This window comes from Rouxiella badensis (genome assembly GCF_026967515.2).
In the GTDB taxonomy this organism is placed as follows: domain Bacteria; phylum Pseudomonadota; class Gammaproteobacteria; order Enterobacterales; family Enterobacteriaceae; genus Rouxiella; species Rouxiella badensis.
Map to the genome: position 1 here is coordinate 676,817 of NZ_CP114062.1, position 15,550 is coordinate 692,366.

Here is a 15,550-nt window from a genome sequence, read left to right on the forward strand (position 1 = left end):
GTAATAAAAGGCTAATGAAGAAAACATTAAATAATAAATATTAATATACGTTTTACATAAGGTGTAATCCTATGCTAGCGTTATAAGCAGAGTCCAAAGCCAAGGGCTCTAATTAAATAGCTTATACCTGCGATGTCTCTGTGCTATTGCCCCATCAATAAGCGCCGAGGCAGTGATGTTGGGCTATTCTATGACGTAGCTAGATCTGTTGCGGCCTTCTATGCTGCGCGCTGAAACGATAATCTTTGCCTTAGGATTTAAATACATTACTACTTTATTAGTAGACGGGAATAACTAAACATTATTCGATAGGGTTTTCGCACGGTAAAAAGAAATAGCTTACGTTGTTCACGGCGTTTGGGTCGTCGAAGAATGGCTCTATTAAAATTCAACGGGGACTCAGCGTCTATTTGCTGAATAGTAGCCTGGCGGGAAAATACGGCAGCCTCCACAGGGGTGAGACTGCGTGATATTTCCTATTTAAGTACGCCAGGCAGGAGAGGGATTTTCTCATGCGTATTCTTTTTGTTGGTCCACCTTTATACGGTTTGTTATATCCAGTACTTTCGCTGGCTCAGGGTTTTCGCGTTAATGGACATGAAGTTCTTATCGCAAGTTCGGGGAAATTTGCCCAGAAGGCGGCCGAGGCGGGTCTGGTGGCGTTCGATGCCGCGCCCGGATTCGATTCTGAGGCCGATTATCGGCGTCGTGAAGACCTGCGCAAGCAGAGCAACGCCGGCACCAAAATGGGAAACTTTTCTTTCTTTAGTGAAGAAATGGCCGATCGGCTGATTGAATTCGCGGGCCAGTGGAAACCCGACTTAATTATCTATCCGCCGCTTGGCGTCGTCGGGCCTTTGATTGGCGCCAAATATAATATCCCCGTAGTTATGCAAAGCGTCGGTTTCGCTCACACTCCCTGGCATATCAAAGGCGTAACGCGTTCGCTTTCCGATGCCTACGCCCGTCACGGCGTTGAGGCACCGCCGCGTGACCTGGCGTGGATAGACGTGACGCCACCCAGTATGAGCATTCTCCAGAATGACGGTGAGCCCGTTATCTCCATGCAGTATGTGCCCTACAACGGGGGGGCAGTGTGGGAGAAATGGTGGGACAGGACGCCGGGCCGCAAACGTCTGTTGGTGAGTCTCGGCACCGTCAAACCGATGGTCGATGGCCTGGACTTGATTTCATGGGTTATGGACTCGGCCCACGAGGTCGACGCTGAAATCATTCTGCACCTGTCGGCAAATGCGCGCGCCGATTTGCGAGAACTGCCGCCCAACGTACGCCTTGTTGACTGGATCCCGATGGGCGTATTCCTCAACGGCGCCGATGGATTTATCCATCACGGCGGCGCGGGAAATACCTTGACGGCCCTGCACGCCGGGATCCCGCAGATCGTATTTGGCGAAGGGGCAGACCGTCCCGTGAATGCCAAAACCGTCGTGGACCGAGGCTGCGGGATTATCCCCGGCGAGAACGGCTTGAGCAGTGACCTCATTAACACCTTCCTCAGTGATATCAGGCTTCGCAGTGCATCAGCACAGGTCGCCGCAGAAATGGCGGCGCAGGCCACGCCGTCAGAGGTGGCTGAACGTCTTGTTGCACAACTGAAAGCCGGCTGATTGCAGCCATCCCATGACTCAGGTCATGGGTTTTTTTATTGCAGATTACAGGAGGGTTGATGCCCACTACTCATTCTTCAACACCCGCGAGCTCATGGACAGTCCGACTTGCTGGTGTGTGCTGGGAACGCAAGAAACTCAGTATCATCGTCGTGCTGGCGTCTGTCAGCACGATTCTTCTGGCCGCGTTAGCGCCCTTGCTAACCCGACAGGCGGTGAACGACGCCCTGGCGGGCAACTCGGCGCAGTTGCCGTGGCTCGCGGGAGGACTGCTCTTCATCGCGCTGTTTGATTTTGTCGGCAACTACGTGCGCCGTGGCTACGCGGGGGAGCTCTCTCTGTGGGTCCAGCATACGCTGCGGGGCAGGGTGTTCGACAGCATCCAGAAACTCGATGGTGCAGGGCAGGACGCGCTGCGCACCGGGCAGGTGATTTCACGAACCAACAGCGACCTGCAGCAGGTGCATATGCTGTTACAGATGTGCCCGGTTCCGCTGGCCGTGCTGACCTATTACGTCGCGGGTCTCGCGGTGATGCTCTGGATGTCACCGTCGATGACGCTTATCGTGGTGCTCGTGCTGGCCGGTCTGGCCACTACCGCGCTGCGTGTTCGTCGACGCGTGTTTGCCCAGACGGGCATGGCGTCGGACAAACTCGCCAACCTGACAGAGCACATGCGTGAAGTCCTGGCGCAAATCTCTATCGTGAAATCCTGCGTAGCGGAGCTGCGTGAGATGCGATGGCTTGACAAACAGTCGCGGCACATGGTGCGCGTGCGCATTGGTGCGGCCATTGCTCAGGCGATACCGGGGGCGACCATGCTGGCGCTGCCGGTGCTGGGACAGATAGTGCTGCTGTGCGTTGGCGGCTGGTCGGTGATGGCTGGACGCATCGACCTCGGCACCTTCGTGGCCTTTGCCAGCTTCCTCGCTATGCTCACCGGCCCAACTCGCGTGCTGGCCTCGTTCCTGGTTATCGGACAGCGCACCCAGGCCTCTGCAGAGCGTGTTTTCGCTCTGATTGACACCGAATCGCAGATGCAGGACGGTACGCAGGCTGTAGAAGGTAAGGTCGTCGGGTTGACGCTGGATGATGTCGGATTCAGCTACGCCAAAGGCGCTAACGTGCTCAGCAACGTGTCATTTTCTATCGAGACGGGAGAGACGGTTGCGGTCGTCGGGGCGTCGGGTTCGGGCAAGTCGACCTTGTCGATGCTGCTCGCACGCTTCTATGATCCGACCTGTGGAACGCTGTGGCTCAATACTTCTCAGGGAAAGCAGAACATTGCCAGTCTTCGACTCGAGGAGCTTCGCCGTGCCGTAGGCGTGGTATTCGAAGATACCTTCCTGTTTGCCGGAACCGTGTCTGAAAATATTGCCTATGGTCACCCTGAGGCGACGGAGGAGAACATTCGTCGTGCGGCCGATGCCGCCGGTGCAACGGGCTTTATTTCCGCGTTGCCCAAGGGTTTCAAAACCCGTCTCGCTGAGCGTGCTTCCAACCTCTCAGGTGGACAACGCCAGCGCATCGGGCTCGCCCGTGCACTGCTGACCGCACCTGGTCTGTTAATTCTGGATGACACCACCTCGGCGGTGGACGCCGGTACCGAGTCCGAGATTAACGCCGCCCTCGGACGCTATGCCGATGAGGATCACATGCTGCTGGTCATCGCACGTCGACGTTCGACCTTGCAGTTAGCCAGTAAGATTGTGGTGCTGGATGAAGGGCGCGTTGCCGATGTCGGCACCCAGGCTGAACTAGAGGCGCGTTGTCCGGCATTCCGCGCCCTGATGTCCGGCGCAGGTGATTTCCTCGAGAAGCCGCTCTCTTCTCATGCACAGCTGTGGCCGGAGCCTGATTCTTCGTCGGTTGATGAGGACAACATCCTCGCGGCTGCCGGGGCCGGGGAAGGGTTCCGCGAGCGCATGAGTCGCGTGCCAGAACGGGCGGTACAGATGGCGCAGGACGGTCAGGGCCGACGCGTTGCCTCACTGTTATCTCCCGTCTCCTGGATGTTCATTGTCGCAGCGTTGCTGACCGCCGTGGACTCGGCGGCGAGCGTAGGCGTACTGGTGCTGCTACAACGGGGCATCGACATGGGCGTCGCGGCAGGCAATCTGACCATTATCGGCACCTGTGCCGCGTTTGCCTTGGCGTTAGTCGCCGTCAGCGGGTGCTGCTACTCATTGCAAACCGTGGTTTCGTCGCGCGCGGCGGAGACCGTACAGCATACGGTTCGTCTGCGCAGCTTTGGGCACTTGTTGCGTCTGGGCATGCCTTACCACGAGCAGCACGCCGATACCCGACTGACCCGCATGACCGTCGACGTTGATGCGTTGGCGCGATTCCTGCAAAACGGCCTCGCCGGTGCGGCAACCAGTTTGATCACCATGCTGGCGATTGCGATTGCCATGTTCTGGCTCGATCCGGTTCTGGCCTGTGTGGCTCTGAGCGCCGTTCCGGTGGTTATCTTGGCGACGCTGGTCTATCGCCGTTTGAGCTCACCGGCCTATGCACAGGCGCGTGTCGAGATTGGTAAAGTCAACAGCAGCCTACAGGAGAAAGTCTCGGGACTGCGCGTAGTGCAGTCTCACGGGCAACAGGGGGCAGAGGCGGCACGTTTACGTTCGCTGTCTGACCGTTTCCGTGCCACCCGCGTGCGTGCGCAAAAATACCTTGCCGTCTACTTCCCGTTCCTGACCTTTTGTACCGAAGCGGCTTACGCGGCCGTGCTGCTGGTCGGGGCATCGCGCGTTGCCGAAGGGGAGATGACGGCCGGTGTGATGGCGGCCTTCTTCCTGTTGCTGGGGCAATTTTATGGGCCGGTACAGCAGCTGTCGGGCATTGTCGATTCTTACCAACAGGCTTCGGCGAGCGCCAGACAGATTGACGCTCTGCTGGCGACGGAAGGGGCTGAAGAGGTGCGACCCTCTGACCCGTCTGCCATCGTTCCTTTAAAAGGTGCACTGACGCTGGAAGACGTGACCTTCCTTTACCCCGGCAGCCGTGAACCCGCGCTGGATAAGCTTAGCCTGTCGATACCGCAAGGCGCGCTGGTTGCCGTTGTGGGACGCAGTGGGGCAGGGAAGTCTACGCTGGTTAAGCTGATAGCCGGGCTTTACACACCGACCGACGGCAAGATTCGCATCGGGGGACGTACCATAGAAGAAAACCTGCTGGCTGATTATCGTGCTCAGGTTGGGTTGGTCGAGCAGGATGTTGCGTTGTTTAGCGGCGATATCGCGGAAAATATCCGCTATCCGCGGCCATCAAGCAGCGACGCAGAGGTTGAGCGCGCGGCAAGGCAGGCCGGGCTTTTCGACACGGTGCGAAGCTTGCCGCGAGGGTTCCGCACACCGGTCAACAACGGTGGGGCCGATCTCTCGGCAGGACAGCGTCAGCTCGTTGCTCTGGCGCGAGCACAGCTTGCCAACGCGCACGTTCTGCTGCTCGACGAGGCGACGGCGCGTCTGGACAACGCCTCAGAGGAGACACTCATGACCTCACTCGCCGAGGGGGCGCATACCGAGGGCCGAACGGCGCTGGTGGTGGCGCACCGACTCACCACAGCCCGTCGCTGCGATGCGATAGCCGTGATGGAAACGGGGCGTGTTGCCGAATACGGTACGCACGAGGCGCTGTTGGCGAAAGGTGGACTGTATGCGCGACTGTGGCGTGATAGCGCAGGGAGTGAGCCTTCCCTGGTGATGGATTCTGAAGAAGTCGATGTTGATAATGAAGCAGAGGTGATGTCGTAACGACGACGGAAGCTTGATACCCGACATTGCCGGCATGGCAATGTCGGGTTAACGATGATTACGGGCAGGTCGACTTGAGGTTGCTCTGTTGCTCCGCTGCGATATTTAACAGCGCACGCGGCAGAGAGGCGTTAAACATCTGACCGTGGCTGAGCAGGGGATCTGACCAGTAGGACACCGGCAGGCCTTGGTTATGCAGCGCTGCTAGCGTGTTGCGAAGCTTGAGCAGAACTTCCGGTGCGGTTTCAGATTTGATATTTTTGCCCGGCGTGTCGTCCCCTTCATACAGAGACAGCGACTTATTACAGAAATCCGCTTTCTTAATCTCCCCGAGCCTGTCGACCAGGACGGCATAATCCCGGTTCAAAGACGGGCTGGTGGAATAATAGCGGCTGAACAGTGACGAGGAAGACAGGTAAGTATCGAGAACAAACACCCCACCGTAGGAATGCCCCCAGAGACCTCTTTTAGCCGGGTCTATTTTCAGACCTTTTTCAACGCCCGGTACAATGGTTTTTTCCAGCAAGTGACGAAAGACTTGTGCGCCGCCATTCTCACGGCCGTGCAGGTCCTGATGATGGCTCTCTCGCACCGGCGGCGTGTAATCATAGGCTCTGGCATTCACCTCAAAAGGCAGGGGAGTCTGATAGCCGACGGCCACGATTATCGGTGGCGTGCCCGCTGAAAGCTGTTTAAGAACAGGCTCCGAAAGTTTGTCCATCGCCGCATTACCGTCGAGCAGATAAAGCACCGGATAACCGGAAGGCGGCGCGCTTTTATCGGGTACGCCGGTCCACACCTTGTAATGTCTTCTGCCGTCGGCAGAATCGAAGGTGCTGACTGAAAAATGATAATAAGCTGACCCTTTGTCGGCGATATTCGGCCCCAGAGGCGTCATGTCGGGTCGAGCGTAGCCGTTGACGGTATAGAAGAGGGTCAAAAAGAATGCGATGAGAAGCGGTGCGATACGTGGATATTTCCTGCTGGATAACAGATTGCTCATTTATAATTTCTCAATATATTCACCGCGATAACGAGGTGTAGATTCTGTGCGACCTTAATAACAATAAGGCAGTGACGGGTTTGCCTGAAGGGAAAATCAGGAAAGCCCGCCTTGCTGTTGGCAAGGCGGGCCTTTGGGGACTGACGAGGTATTAGAAGTGCATGCCCAGCTCCATATAGAAGGTGCGGCCCGACTCATTGTAGGTTCGCGCCCCTGCGCCATAGGCGTAGGTCGGGGAGGTGCCGGAAGTCAGGGCGTTGCCCTCGCGGAAGTGGCGCTCATCCAGAATATTGTCTATCCCAGCGGTGACGTCGATGTCCTTGTTGATGCTGTAAAGCGCGCTCATGCCAAATACGGCGTAAGGGGCCACCTGCCAGGTTTCCGTGCCGGTAGTGTCGCCGCCCTGAGAGTTATATTTCTGCGGTTTTTGTCTGCCATACCATGTCATTGTTCCTTCCAGCGCCAGATCGCTGGTGGCCTGCCAGTCGAGGGTCGAGTTAAGGGTAAATTTCGGGATAATCGTCAGGTAATCGCCGGTGGTATCGTTCTTATTGTCAATGATGTAAGTGAAGTTGTTGTTCATGGTGACGGTTTCGCTGAGGGGGAAGTTAAACGTTCCCTCTAGCCCCTGCACGATAGATTTAGGCACGTTTTCCCACTTGTAGACGTCAGACGTTCCGTTGCCGTATTCCGGTGAGTAGCCCGCTTCAATCTTGTTGTGATAGTCGTTACGGTACCAGGTCAGACCCGCCTGAACGCCGTCGTGGTGGTACTCAATGCCTATCTCTTTATTGACGCTGGTCTCGGCTTTCAAATCCTTGTTGCCCTGCAAATAGCAGCTTACAGAACTGGCATAACAGCCGTTGCCGCTGCTGTATAGCAGGTAGTTAGGGTTGGTCTGATAGAGGTTTGGCGCTTTCCATGCGCGGGCAATCCCCATCTTCAGGGTGAAATTATCACCCAGCTCCTGCGAAAGATTCAGTGAAGGGCTGACGTTGCTGCCGGTGTAAGTCTGGTGGTTAAAACGTATTCCCGGAGTCAAACGGGTCGAGTCGGTCAGGTCGATATTGTCCTCGGTGTAAATGCCGTAGATATCCGCCGAGCTGTAGTTGCTGCGACCGGTACTTGAGACACCGTTTACCGTGGAGGTGGTGGTCACCGTATTAGAGGTTGGGTCGGCCATGGTCTGATGGTTCATTTCCGCGCCGAAGGTCAGGGTCTGGGGGACCGCAAGGTCGAACGGGAGATTTACCTCCGAATGCAGATTGGTATCGTTCAACGTGATGGTCGAGAAGCCCGGATTAGTGGTGCTAAAGAGCCCCTCAAGGCCGCCTGACAGGCCTTCATTCAGACGAGTATTACGCGTTTTTTCAAACTGGATGTAGTTATTGGTGGTGATGCCGTTGTCCCAGGCCCCGGTGTATTTCAGCGACAGCGACTGGCGATAGATAATGTTGGTTTCTTTACCATAGTTGGCTCTTACCAGCGCACTGCTGTTGGTGTTCTGCGTGTCCCCGGCGTACAAATTTCCCTGACGACTGAACCCGGCAGACAGTTCCAGCGCCTGCATCGGGGCGAAATCCCAGCGTAATACGCCATTGATATTCTTGTTAATGACCCCTTCGCGACCGGCCGGAACCTGGCCCGCATATTTACCGGTACGTTCTGCGGCGTGCCCGGCGTTGATGTTTTGCCCATCGGCCTGAGTCTTGCTCCAGTTGCCGTAGAGGCGCAGGCTCAGATGGTCTGCCAGCGCACCGCTCAGACTGGCGTTATAGCGTTTGGTGGCGCCTTCCTCTTTGTGTTCCGGCACGTTGTAATAGGTATTGAAGTTGCCGTGCCACGCAGGTTGCGCCTGTTTGGTGATGATATTCACCACGCCGCCCATCGCACCATTGCCGTACAGCGCGGCTGCCGGACCGCGAATGACCTCGATGCGGTCGATCATTTCAGGCGGCACCCAGTTACTGTCGCCACGGGTATCACGGTCGCCGCGCCAGCCATAGCGCACCGAGTTTTTGCTGCTCACCGGCATACCGTCCACCAGAATTAAGGTATTCTCCGGCCCCATACCGCGAATATCTATCTGACGGTTGTTACCGCGTTGACCACTGCTGGAGTTGCCGGTGAGATTCACTCCCGGCATGGTACGAATGATTTCTGAAACGTCGCGCTGGATAGGGTGCTTTTTTATCGCTTCGCTGTCGATGATTGACACGCCCGGCGCTTGCAGCGTTTGCTCTCGGGCGGTAACCACTATGGTATCTTCATGATTGTTTTTCTCTTCGTCTTTGACTCCGTCCGCTTGCGCCAAAGGTACGACCAGACTTCCCGCGATGAGCGAACTCAACAACGAATATTTATAGGTATCTTTCCTCATGATATGAAACACCTGCCCTGTGTTAAAAAAACGTAAATAAGAAACTAAACTATAATGAGAATGATTATTGATTACAATTAGGAATTTTCTTGCACCCAGACTGTGGGGCAAATAACAGGGATTCCTGGGGGTAAATATTCTTTTTCCGAAGGGAGGGATACGCCAATAATTCCGCTTAATTGCCGGGGGTACTTATTAGTGGATTAATTATTTAGAAATAGGGGTAATTATGGATCTTTTGGAGAACAACAGGCAGATCCTCAAAGAGTCATTAGGACGAATGTTATTACGCGAACCGGCCGCCTATAAAGGGCGGCCGTACTCTAAAAGCGGGTTTTTGGGTTTATCGGCGTGCTTCGATTAAGTGCCGGGTAGAATGTGCAATAAAAGGAATACCGTCACGCATCTGTTGATCCATCTTTAATAATTTTTGACGATATTTTTCTACTGAAAAATCGGGAACCCACCATACACATTTTCTCAGTATCCAGATTATTGCGCCAATATCGAAAAATTCCATTCGACCCTGCGCTAAGCGCAAATCCACAATTTCTAATCCTGCCGCCTCTGCCTCTTTAGCCTCTTTTTCAGGATTACGCAGCGTTCTCTCGTAGGGTAAAGGGCCTAAAAAGTACTCAATGAGTTCAAAGGCAGAGGCTGCGCCCACATGTTGCGCAAAATAGCGGCCTCCTGGCTGAAGAACACGGTGAATTTCCGACCAGTTCGGCGCGACGGGGTGGCGAGAGGTTATTAACTCAAAGGAAGCATCAGCAAAAGGAAGTGTGTTGATGCCCGCTGAGTCGATGATTTGCACCCCACGCGCGGACAAAAGCTCACGGGCCTTCTTTATATTTGGCGGCCACGCTTCCGTGGCAAACATTTTTGAGGGGAATACTGGAGCCTCGTTTAGCACCTCACCGCCACCGGTATCGAGGTCTAAGGCAGAGTTTACGCTGCTCAGGCGTTGACCCAGTAACTTAGCGTATCCCCACAGTGGTCTTTCTTCCGTCGCTCTTCCTGCCAGCCAGCCAAACCCCCAACCCTCTACGTCAGCCTCTTGGGCTTCTTTTACAAGGTCATCAAACGGTTTCATTTATTTGCCATATAAAAGTGAATGTTGCTTCAAATTGTTACACAGGTCGTAATCAATCGCCATGCTCAGGCGTCTCCCACACCTGGTCCGCTTCATAATCGCAGTGCATCCACCACCAATGAGAATGCGGGAGACTGCTGTTTACGGCTTGGATAATAAAGGTAGTAACCAGGAAATGGCCTGCACCAGGGTTCAAGCACGCGGACCAGACGACCCTCTTCAATCAGGGTTCCAAACTCCTCTTCGGGTAAAAAAGCAATGCCGAGTCCGGCAAGCGCCGCATCTATCACGTGGGAGGATGTGTTGAAAATGAGCTGTCCGTTGACGCGTACGTTAAAACTCCCTTCATCCCGTTCAAAATCCCAGGCATACAACCCGCCAGAGCTAATCAAACGCTGGTTTATACAAGGCTGCTGCGTCAATTCATAAGGGGTTTTGGGAACAGGATAGCGTAAAAAATAGTCTGGAGAGGCGACCGCAGCCATACGCAGCTTGGGACCAATGGGTATCGCTATCATGTCCTTATCGATAGTGTCACCCAGTCGAACGCCCGCATCAAAACGGTCTGCAACGATGTCGCGGAAACCATGGTTCGCGTCGAACTCGATATTTATATCCGGGTACTCTCGCAGCAACGGGGCCAGCTTTGGCAACAGGATAGTGTGCAAAACGTCTGGCCCGCAGGTGATGCGCACCGTCCCTGCGGGCTTATCGCGCAGTTCGGTCAGCATATCCAGTTCGGCTTCAATTTCATCAATACGATCACCTATAGCCAGCAACAATCTTTCTCCTGCTGATGTCGGCGATACGCTTCGCGTAGTACGCGTTAGCAGGCGAATTTGCATCCGTTCTTCAAGTGCGGAAATCGCCTGGCTGAGAGCCGGTTGAGTGACCCCTAACTTTGCAGCGGCACGGGTAAAACTGCTTTCACGAGCGACCGTGACAAAATAGAGCAGGTCATTGAGGTTACGTTTCATCAGGCAGGTTCCACTACATTAATAAGCATTGGTTATAAACCTATTAAGTATTCATTAGCTAGTAATAATGCAGCCGACGGGTAAAATTCCTGACAACAGTTTATTAGGCTCTGGCCTATAAACGCGGTTGCTGTTTGCATCTTTCATCCATTTTTTGACGCTATTCCTGTGAATAGCGTTCGGCCTCGGCTTGCCTAAAAACAGCGGGGTATTATTCGGAGTCAGAAATCTATGCCCAGTTTGGCGAATCACACACCACTTCTCAGAGAGCAGGCTTACTGGGGCGGCGTATTCGCCATGACGCTGTGCGTCTTTGCGCTCGTTGCTTCAGAATTTATGCCTGTCAGCTTACTGACGCCTATCTCTAAAGAATTAGGCGTCAGTGGGGGACTGGTTGGGCAGGGGATTGCGATTTCTGGCCTGTTTGCGGTAATGACCAGTCTCTCCATTTCAACATTAGCTGGCGCGCTCAATCGAAAAATACTGCTGTTGGGGATGACGGTGCTGATGGCCTTTTCCGGTGCCGTTATCGCGTTAGCACCCAGTTATCTTATTTACATGGCTGGCCGGGCTTTAATTGGTATTGCGATTGGTGGGTTCTGGTCGCTGTCTGCCGCCACGGCCATTCGCCTGGTTCCACCGCAGCGAGTTCCTCGTGCACTGGCTATTTTTAACGGGGGTAATGCGTTGGCCACCGTGATAGCGGCACCGCTTGGCAGTTACCTGGGTTCTGTCATCGGCTGGCGAGGGGCATTCTTTTGCCTCGTTCCGGTCGCGGTAATGGCCTTTATCTGGCAGTGGCTGAGCCTGCCGCCCATGAGAACGGATAAAAATGATAAACCTACCGGCACTGTTTTCCGTCTTTTTTCTAATCCGCTGGTGGCCGTTGGCCTTACGGCCTGCGGATTGTTCTTTATGGGGCAGTTTTCGTTGTTTACCTATTTGCGCCCGTTCCTTGAGACGGTAACGCAGGTGGATATCACTACGCTGTCGCTCATTTTGCTGACTCTCGGCGTCGCTGGCTTCGTGGGAACCCTGGCGATCGGTGTATTTTTGAAATCTGCCTTTTACCCCACGCTGATTGTCATCCCCTTTCTTATGGCTGCAATAGCCGGAGCGCTTATCGCCTTTGGCCACAGTCTTTGGATAGTTGCACCGCTACTCGCCTTATGGGGGGTGATCGCCACTGCTGCTCCTACAGGTTGGTGGACTTGGATCGCTAAAACGGTGCCTGAAGATGCAGAAGCGGGGGGCGGTCTGATGGTTGCCATCGTGCAACTGTCAATCGCCCTGGGCTCCACCCTCGGGGGATTAACCTTCGACCATATCGGCTATCAAGGCACTTTCACCCTCAGCGCCATTTTATTAGTTATTGCAGCTGCTCTGGCATTATTAACGTCACGTAGAGATATTCATCAAACCCACTGAGGATTAATCACACGCTGTTAGGGCTGTGCTTAAGCTCGTTTGCTGCAATAGAGACCGATAAGTATGAGTACCCAGCAGTGCGCCTGACGCACTTAATAGCTGCGTGTGAAGGCATTTATTTACCGAGAAAGGTAATAGAAAATGAAATCTTTATCTTTCACTAGTAGGAAACGTAATGTTCACCCATATTCTTGTGGCGCTTGACGGCTCTCCCCAGTCTCAGGCTGTCATTGCATTAGCCCATAAAATCAGTGCAGAGAAGCTGATTAAAATCGATATTTTATGCGTGGTAGACGGGGCGTTTTTAATCGTTGATAAAAACATAAATGACGAGGCCGGCGACGGGCTGGTTTATCCGCCTGCAAATCAAGAGTACCAGCAAGCTCAAAAAATGGTGAATCAGGCAATAGCCAAGCTCAAGACAGAAAATCGACAAGTCAGCGGGGCGATTATCGGCGGAGAACCGACGGAGGTGATTATTAAAGAAGCGAGTCGGTTAAATGTGGATCTCATTGTGATGGGACACCGGCATTTATCCTCTCTTAAACGCTGGGTAGAGCACTCGATTGCCAAAGAAGTTATCGACCTGGCGGACTGTCCCGTGCTGGTTGAAAATCAGGAAAATGAAAGCAGTCCTCAAGCGTAGAGAGCGATAACTGCAAAGATAAATATCGAAAACTATTTTTCTTTGCAGTCAATATTGCTGTGAGCAACGTCGCTGTTATCCCTTGAATAATAGCCTATGGGGTATCATTAAAGCCTTTAACGCCTTTTTTCCAATATCCTCTGGAAAAAATAGCCGTGGGTTTAAATATTTCCGCCTCTATTAGCCGTTGCTTTAAATAACGAGCATCATCCGCTTCTGTAGCTATCCATGCCTGCCCTTCACTGGCTGGAAGTACTTGTTCATCGATGGCCTGTTGAACAAGCATACGCATAGCACTTTCACCCTTTAGTGAACTAATAGCCGAATACTGAGCAATCAAATTTGAATGTGTCAGTTGGGTAATTCCGACCGAACTTTCGACACCGACAAACAATATGACTGGCAAGTTTGAAGGCAAACTCGTCAGGATAGACTTCATTGCCGGTATTCCGGCTTCATCGACGATCAGCAGCAGCCATTTGCTTTTAGGATTCAGAGCGAACCCCCCTGGGCCAGGTCCGGCAAATCCCACAACATCGCCTATTTGCGCATTTTTAGCCCACCTTACGGCCGGTCCGCTGCCGTGTAAAACCATATCAAAGTCGATTGTGCCTGCGAATTTATCCAGGCCGCTGAGCGTATAGGCACGAGCCGCATAATTCAGACCATCAGGGAAAAGAACTTTTATCCAGGCAGCGGGAAGCTGCGTGCGCGAATTCAATAAGAAAGAGTCAACATCGTCACCACACAAGGTAATACGCTTTACATTAGTGGCAATATGATGCAAACCGCATACGCGGCTCGTTCTTATACGTCGAGATTCACTCTCGTTATTTATATTGACCGACTCGTCGGGTTTAATCATCACCTATTTCCTTATAACGGATAGTTATGTGACACGATTATAAAGACTCAACTCCATTTGATAATTGACATTGAATTATCTGAGCAGTGCGCTTCATGCACCGACCTGCTTCACAGCGATTAACCCACAACAACGTTGGGTCCGCATTTTTCTCACAGTCGCCCTAAACCGCGTTAGCCGTTGTTTGCCATTAGAATACCTGTATCTATCATGATATATTCAGGTATTCTAATGGATTAGGAGCGTTTGAAATGGCAAGAAAAATCTTTATGCTGGCAGTTGTGGTTACCCTGGCAACGGGGTGCACGGCTTTGCATCCTACCGGCTGCCATAAAACCTCGGCATTGGGTATTTGCGGTTCTGGTGACTTTGAAGATCAGGATGAATGGGGCGCCCAGGCGCGTGCAATTGTGGCGGCAGTAAATGCCAAAGTTGTCGATCCACAAAGCTGGAAGGGCAAGAAATGCAGGTTACATATAGAATTTGCTAAGGATGGCACGGCTTCCAACATTTCTACCCGTGACGGAAATGAAGCATATTGCGAAGCGGTAAAATCAGCAGCCCAGAAAGCCAAATTCCCACCCTTTACCAATGAAGAAGTATATGAAGATTTTCAAATCTCTGGCTTTAATATGCACGGTTAGTGTCCTAATTTCTAATCAACCTCTTAATCACAGGAGTCAGTAAATTGAAAATTGATTGGCATAGCTCATTACTAACCCGTACCACTATCGTTGAAAAATACTAAAAAAATACCCCAAACGTTCGTCGTTTCATGATTGAACATTGTGGAGAATATTTTCGATTCGATCGGAAGTTTATGATGTGGATACGTAATGATGAGCCAAAAACTTTGGGTGATGTTATAAATGAGTGGAAGCGTAGACATTGATTTTAATAAGCCAGCTCCGCTTTTTGCTCAAAGCCGGTCAATTAATCTATCAGTGACTCGGTAACAAAAATAGGTTGAATTATTTAGTGAGAAATCGACAAGATTTATCACTATAAATTCTTCTATCGACGCGTTGAATTGTCTGTAATAATTAAATTTTTTGGTATAAAACTTAATTATTACAAATATAAAAAACATTCCCCACACCAAAAGAACAATTTTCTGATAAAGGGTATATTCATCAACGCCTGGCGTCAGTGCATAGATAATCCTACTGCATTCGTAATTTAAGATTAAAAAAATAATTGTTAAGTTAAATGAACTACAATTTTAGAGTTGAAAGTAAATGACGCCTCGCTTGCAAGCGTTATTTAAGCAACAGCCTAGACGGTTACGTCGCGCCTTAATCGCGCATCTGAAATAATAAGTTTCGAGGATTGCAACATGAAAGAACTTATTTTGTTAGTGAATGATAAAGAGCTGGATTCTGTGGCTGGTGGCAGTTTAATTGGTGATGTAAATTTATTAGAGAATGATATAGAGCAGGGTTATGGAGCGTTTAATGTGGGTGTTGCCCAACCTGTGCTTAATGATACATTTAAAGAGGCAAACTTTGTGCTGAGTGTTATCTAGTTGGCTGCTTCCGCTGTGAGTATTACTGCAATCTAATAGAAGGGAAGTACAGTACGTACAGTTGCATCACATCGGAGTAGTGGTTATATCGCTACATATTATTCCAACCCTAAGCTGGGTCAAAACCCGCTACCCATTGGATATTTTGCCACCCGCCAATGTTATTCCTCTACAGTCAGTTGGCGGGCTGGTTAATAATGACTCCGGCCGATCAAATCTGTAATTTACTCGACCCATCTGCGTTGAT

The 15,550-nt window shown here is 52.0% G+C and carries 11 protein-coding genes and 1 pseudogene; 7 read left to right on the plus strand and 5 right to left on the minus strand.

Annotated features, from left to right (window positions below):
• Window positions 1–512 precede the first annotated feature (512 nt).
• Window positions 513–1,628: a glycosyltransferase gene (locus O1V65_RS03320; RefSeq protein WP_269130160.1), complete on the plus strand. Its 1,116-nt coding sequence runs from the start codon at window positions 513–515 to the stop codon at window positions 1,626–1,628.
• A gap of 59 nt (window positions 1,629–1,687) precedes the next feature.
• Window positions 1,688–5,386, plus strand: coding sequence for a salmochelin/enterobactin export ABC transporter IroC (gene iroC / locus O1V65_RS03325; protein WP_269130161.1), 3,699 nt, complete (start codon window positions 1,688–1,690; stop codon window positions 5,384–5,386).
• Between the two features lie 58 nt (window positions 5,387–5,444).
• Here the strand turns inward: iroC and O1V65_RS03330 are convergent, their stop codons facing one another.
• The 4 genes from O1V65_RS03330 to O1V65_RS03345 all read right to left on the minus strand — a co-directional run bounded on the left by O1V65_RS03330 (window position 5,445) and on the right by O1V65_RS03345 (window position 10,839).
• Entirely contained in the window at window positions 5,445–6,389 is a 945-nt protein-coding gene (locus tag O1V65_RS03330; protein ID WP_084913285.1) for an alpha/beta hydrolase, read from the minus strand.
• Between the two features lie 151 nt (window positions 6,390–6,540).
• On the minus strand, window positions 6,541–8,769 hold the full coding sequence (locus O1V65_RS03335) for a TonB-dependent siderophore receptor (protein ID WP_269130162.1): 2,229 nt from the start codon (window positions 8,767–8,769) through the stop codon (window positions 6,541–6,543).
• A gap of 343 nt (window positions 8,770–9,112) precedes the next feature.
• Window positions 9,113–9,862 (minus strand): class I SAM-dependent methyltransferase, encoded by a 750-nt coding sequence (locus O1V65_RS03340; RefSeq protein WP_269130163.1) that lies wholly within the window; start codon window positions 9,860–9,862, stop codon window positions 9,113–9,115.
• 92 nt (window positions 9,863–9,954) lie between these two features.
• Window positions 9,955–10,839, minus strand: a complete 885-nt coding sequence (locus O1V65_RS03345) for a LysR family transcriptional regulator (RefSeq protein WP_017493946.1) — start codon at window positions 10,837–10,839, stop codon at window positions 9,955–9,957.
• Window positions 10,840–11,070: 231 nt separating this feature from the next.
• On the opposite strand from O1V65_RS03345, the gene O1V65_RS03350 reads away from it, so the two are divergent.
• Both O1V65_RS03350 and O1V65_RS03355 read left to right on the plus strand, forming a co-directional pair.
• Window positions 11,071–12,267, plus strand: a complete 1,197-nt coding sequence (locus tag O1V65_RS03350) for an MFS transporter (RefSeq protein ID WP_165429345.1) — start codon at window positions 11,071–11,073, stop codon at window positions 12,265–12,267.
• Between the two features lie 175 nt (window positions 12,268–12,442).
• Window positions 12,443–12,913, plus strand: coding sequence for a universal stress protein (locus O1V65_RS03355; RefSeq protein WP_017493944.1), 471 nt, complete (start codon window positions 12,443–12,445; stop codon window positions 12,911–12,913).
• Window positions 12,914–13,007: 94 nt separating this feature from the next.
• Here the strand turns inward: O1V65_RS03355 and O1V65_RS03360 are convergent, their stop codons facing one another.
• Complete coding sequence (locus O1V65_RS03360; protein WP_269130164.1) at window positions 13,008–13,778, minus strand: siderophore-interacting protein; 771 nt, start codon at window positions 13,776–13,778, stop codon at window positions 13,008–13,010.
• A 251-nt stretch (window positions 13,779–14,029) separates the two neighbouring features.
• Between O1V65_RS03360 and O1V65_RS03365 the strand changes: the two genes are divergently transcribed.
• From O1V65_RS03365 to O1V65_RS03375, 3 genes and pseudogenes are all read left to right on the plus strand, one after another.
• Window positions 14,030–14,422, plus strand: coding sequence for a cell envelope integrity TolA C-terminal domain-containing protein (locus O1V65_RS03365; protein ID WP_165429348.1), 393 nt, complete (start codon window positions 14,030–14,032; stop codon window positions 14,420–14,422).
• A gap of 116 nt (window positions 14,423–14,538) precedes the next feature.
• Window positions 14,539–14,670, plus strand: a pseudogene (locus O1V65_RS23120) (DUF6434 domain-containing protein); the annotation flags it as partial.
• A 444-nt stretch (window positions 14,671–15,114) separates the two neighbouring features.
• A complete protein-coding gene (locus O1V65_RS03375; RefSeq protein WP_084913291.1) occupies window positions 15,115–15,303 on the plus strand; it encodes a hypothetical protein in 189 nt (62 codons plus the stop codon).
• Window positions 15,304–15,550: the final 247 nt, after the last annotated feature.

What these genes read in the sequence shown, in the direction of transcription:
- O1V65_RS03320 (WP_269130160.1), top strand. Translation starts at nt 513, where the DNA reads ATGCGTATTCTTTTTGTTGGTCCACCTTTATACGGTTTGTTATATCCA.
- iroC (WP_269130161.1), top strand. Translation starts at nt 1,688, where the DNA reads ATGCCCACTACTCATTCTTCAACACCCGCGAGCTCATGGACAGTCCGA.
- O1V65_RS03330 (WP_084913285.1), bottom strand. Translation starts at nt 6,389, where the DNA reads ATGAGCAATCTGTTATCCAGCAGGAAATATCCACGTATCGCACCGCTT.
- O1V65_RS03335 (WP_269130162.1), bottom strand. Translation starts at nt 8,769, where the DNA reads ATGAGGAAAGATACCTATAAATATTCGTTGTTGAGTTCGCTCATCGCG.
- O1V65_RS03340 (WP_269130163.1), bottom strand. Translation starts at nt 9,862, where the DNA reads ATGAAACCGTTTGATGACCTTGTAAAAGAAGCCCAAGAGGCTGACGTA.
- O1V65_RS03345 (WP_017493946.1), bottom strand. Translation starts at nt 10,839, where the DNA reads ATGAAACGTAACCTCAATGACCTGCTCTATTTTGTCACGGTCGCTCGT.
- O1V65_RS03350 (WP_165429345.1), top strand. Translation starts at nt 11,071, where the DNA reads ATGCCCAGTTTGGCGAATCACACACCACTTCTCAGAGAGCAGGCTTAC.
- O1V65_RS03355 (WP_017493944.1), top strand. Translation starts at nt 12,443, where the DNA reads ATGTTCACCCATATTCTTGTGGCGCTTGACGGCTCTCCCCAGTCTCAG.
- O1V65_RS03360 (WP_269130164.1), bottom strand. Translation starts at nt 13,778, where the DNA reads ATGATTAAACCCGACGAGTCGGTCAATATAAATAACGAGAGTGAATCT.
- O1V65_RS03365 (WP_165429348.1), top strand. Translation starts at nt 14,030, where the DNA reads ATGGCAAGAAAAATCTTTATGCTGGCAGTTGTGGTTACCCTGGCAACG.
- O1V65_RS03375 (WP_084913291.1), top strand. Translation starts at nt 15,115, where the DNA reads ATGAAAGAACTTATTTTGTTAGTGAATGATAAAGAGCTGGATTCTGTG.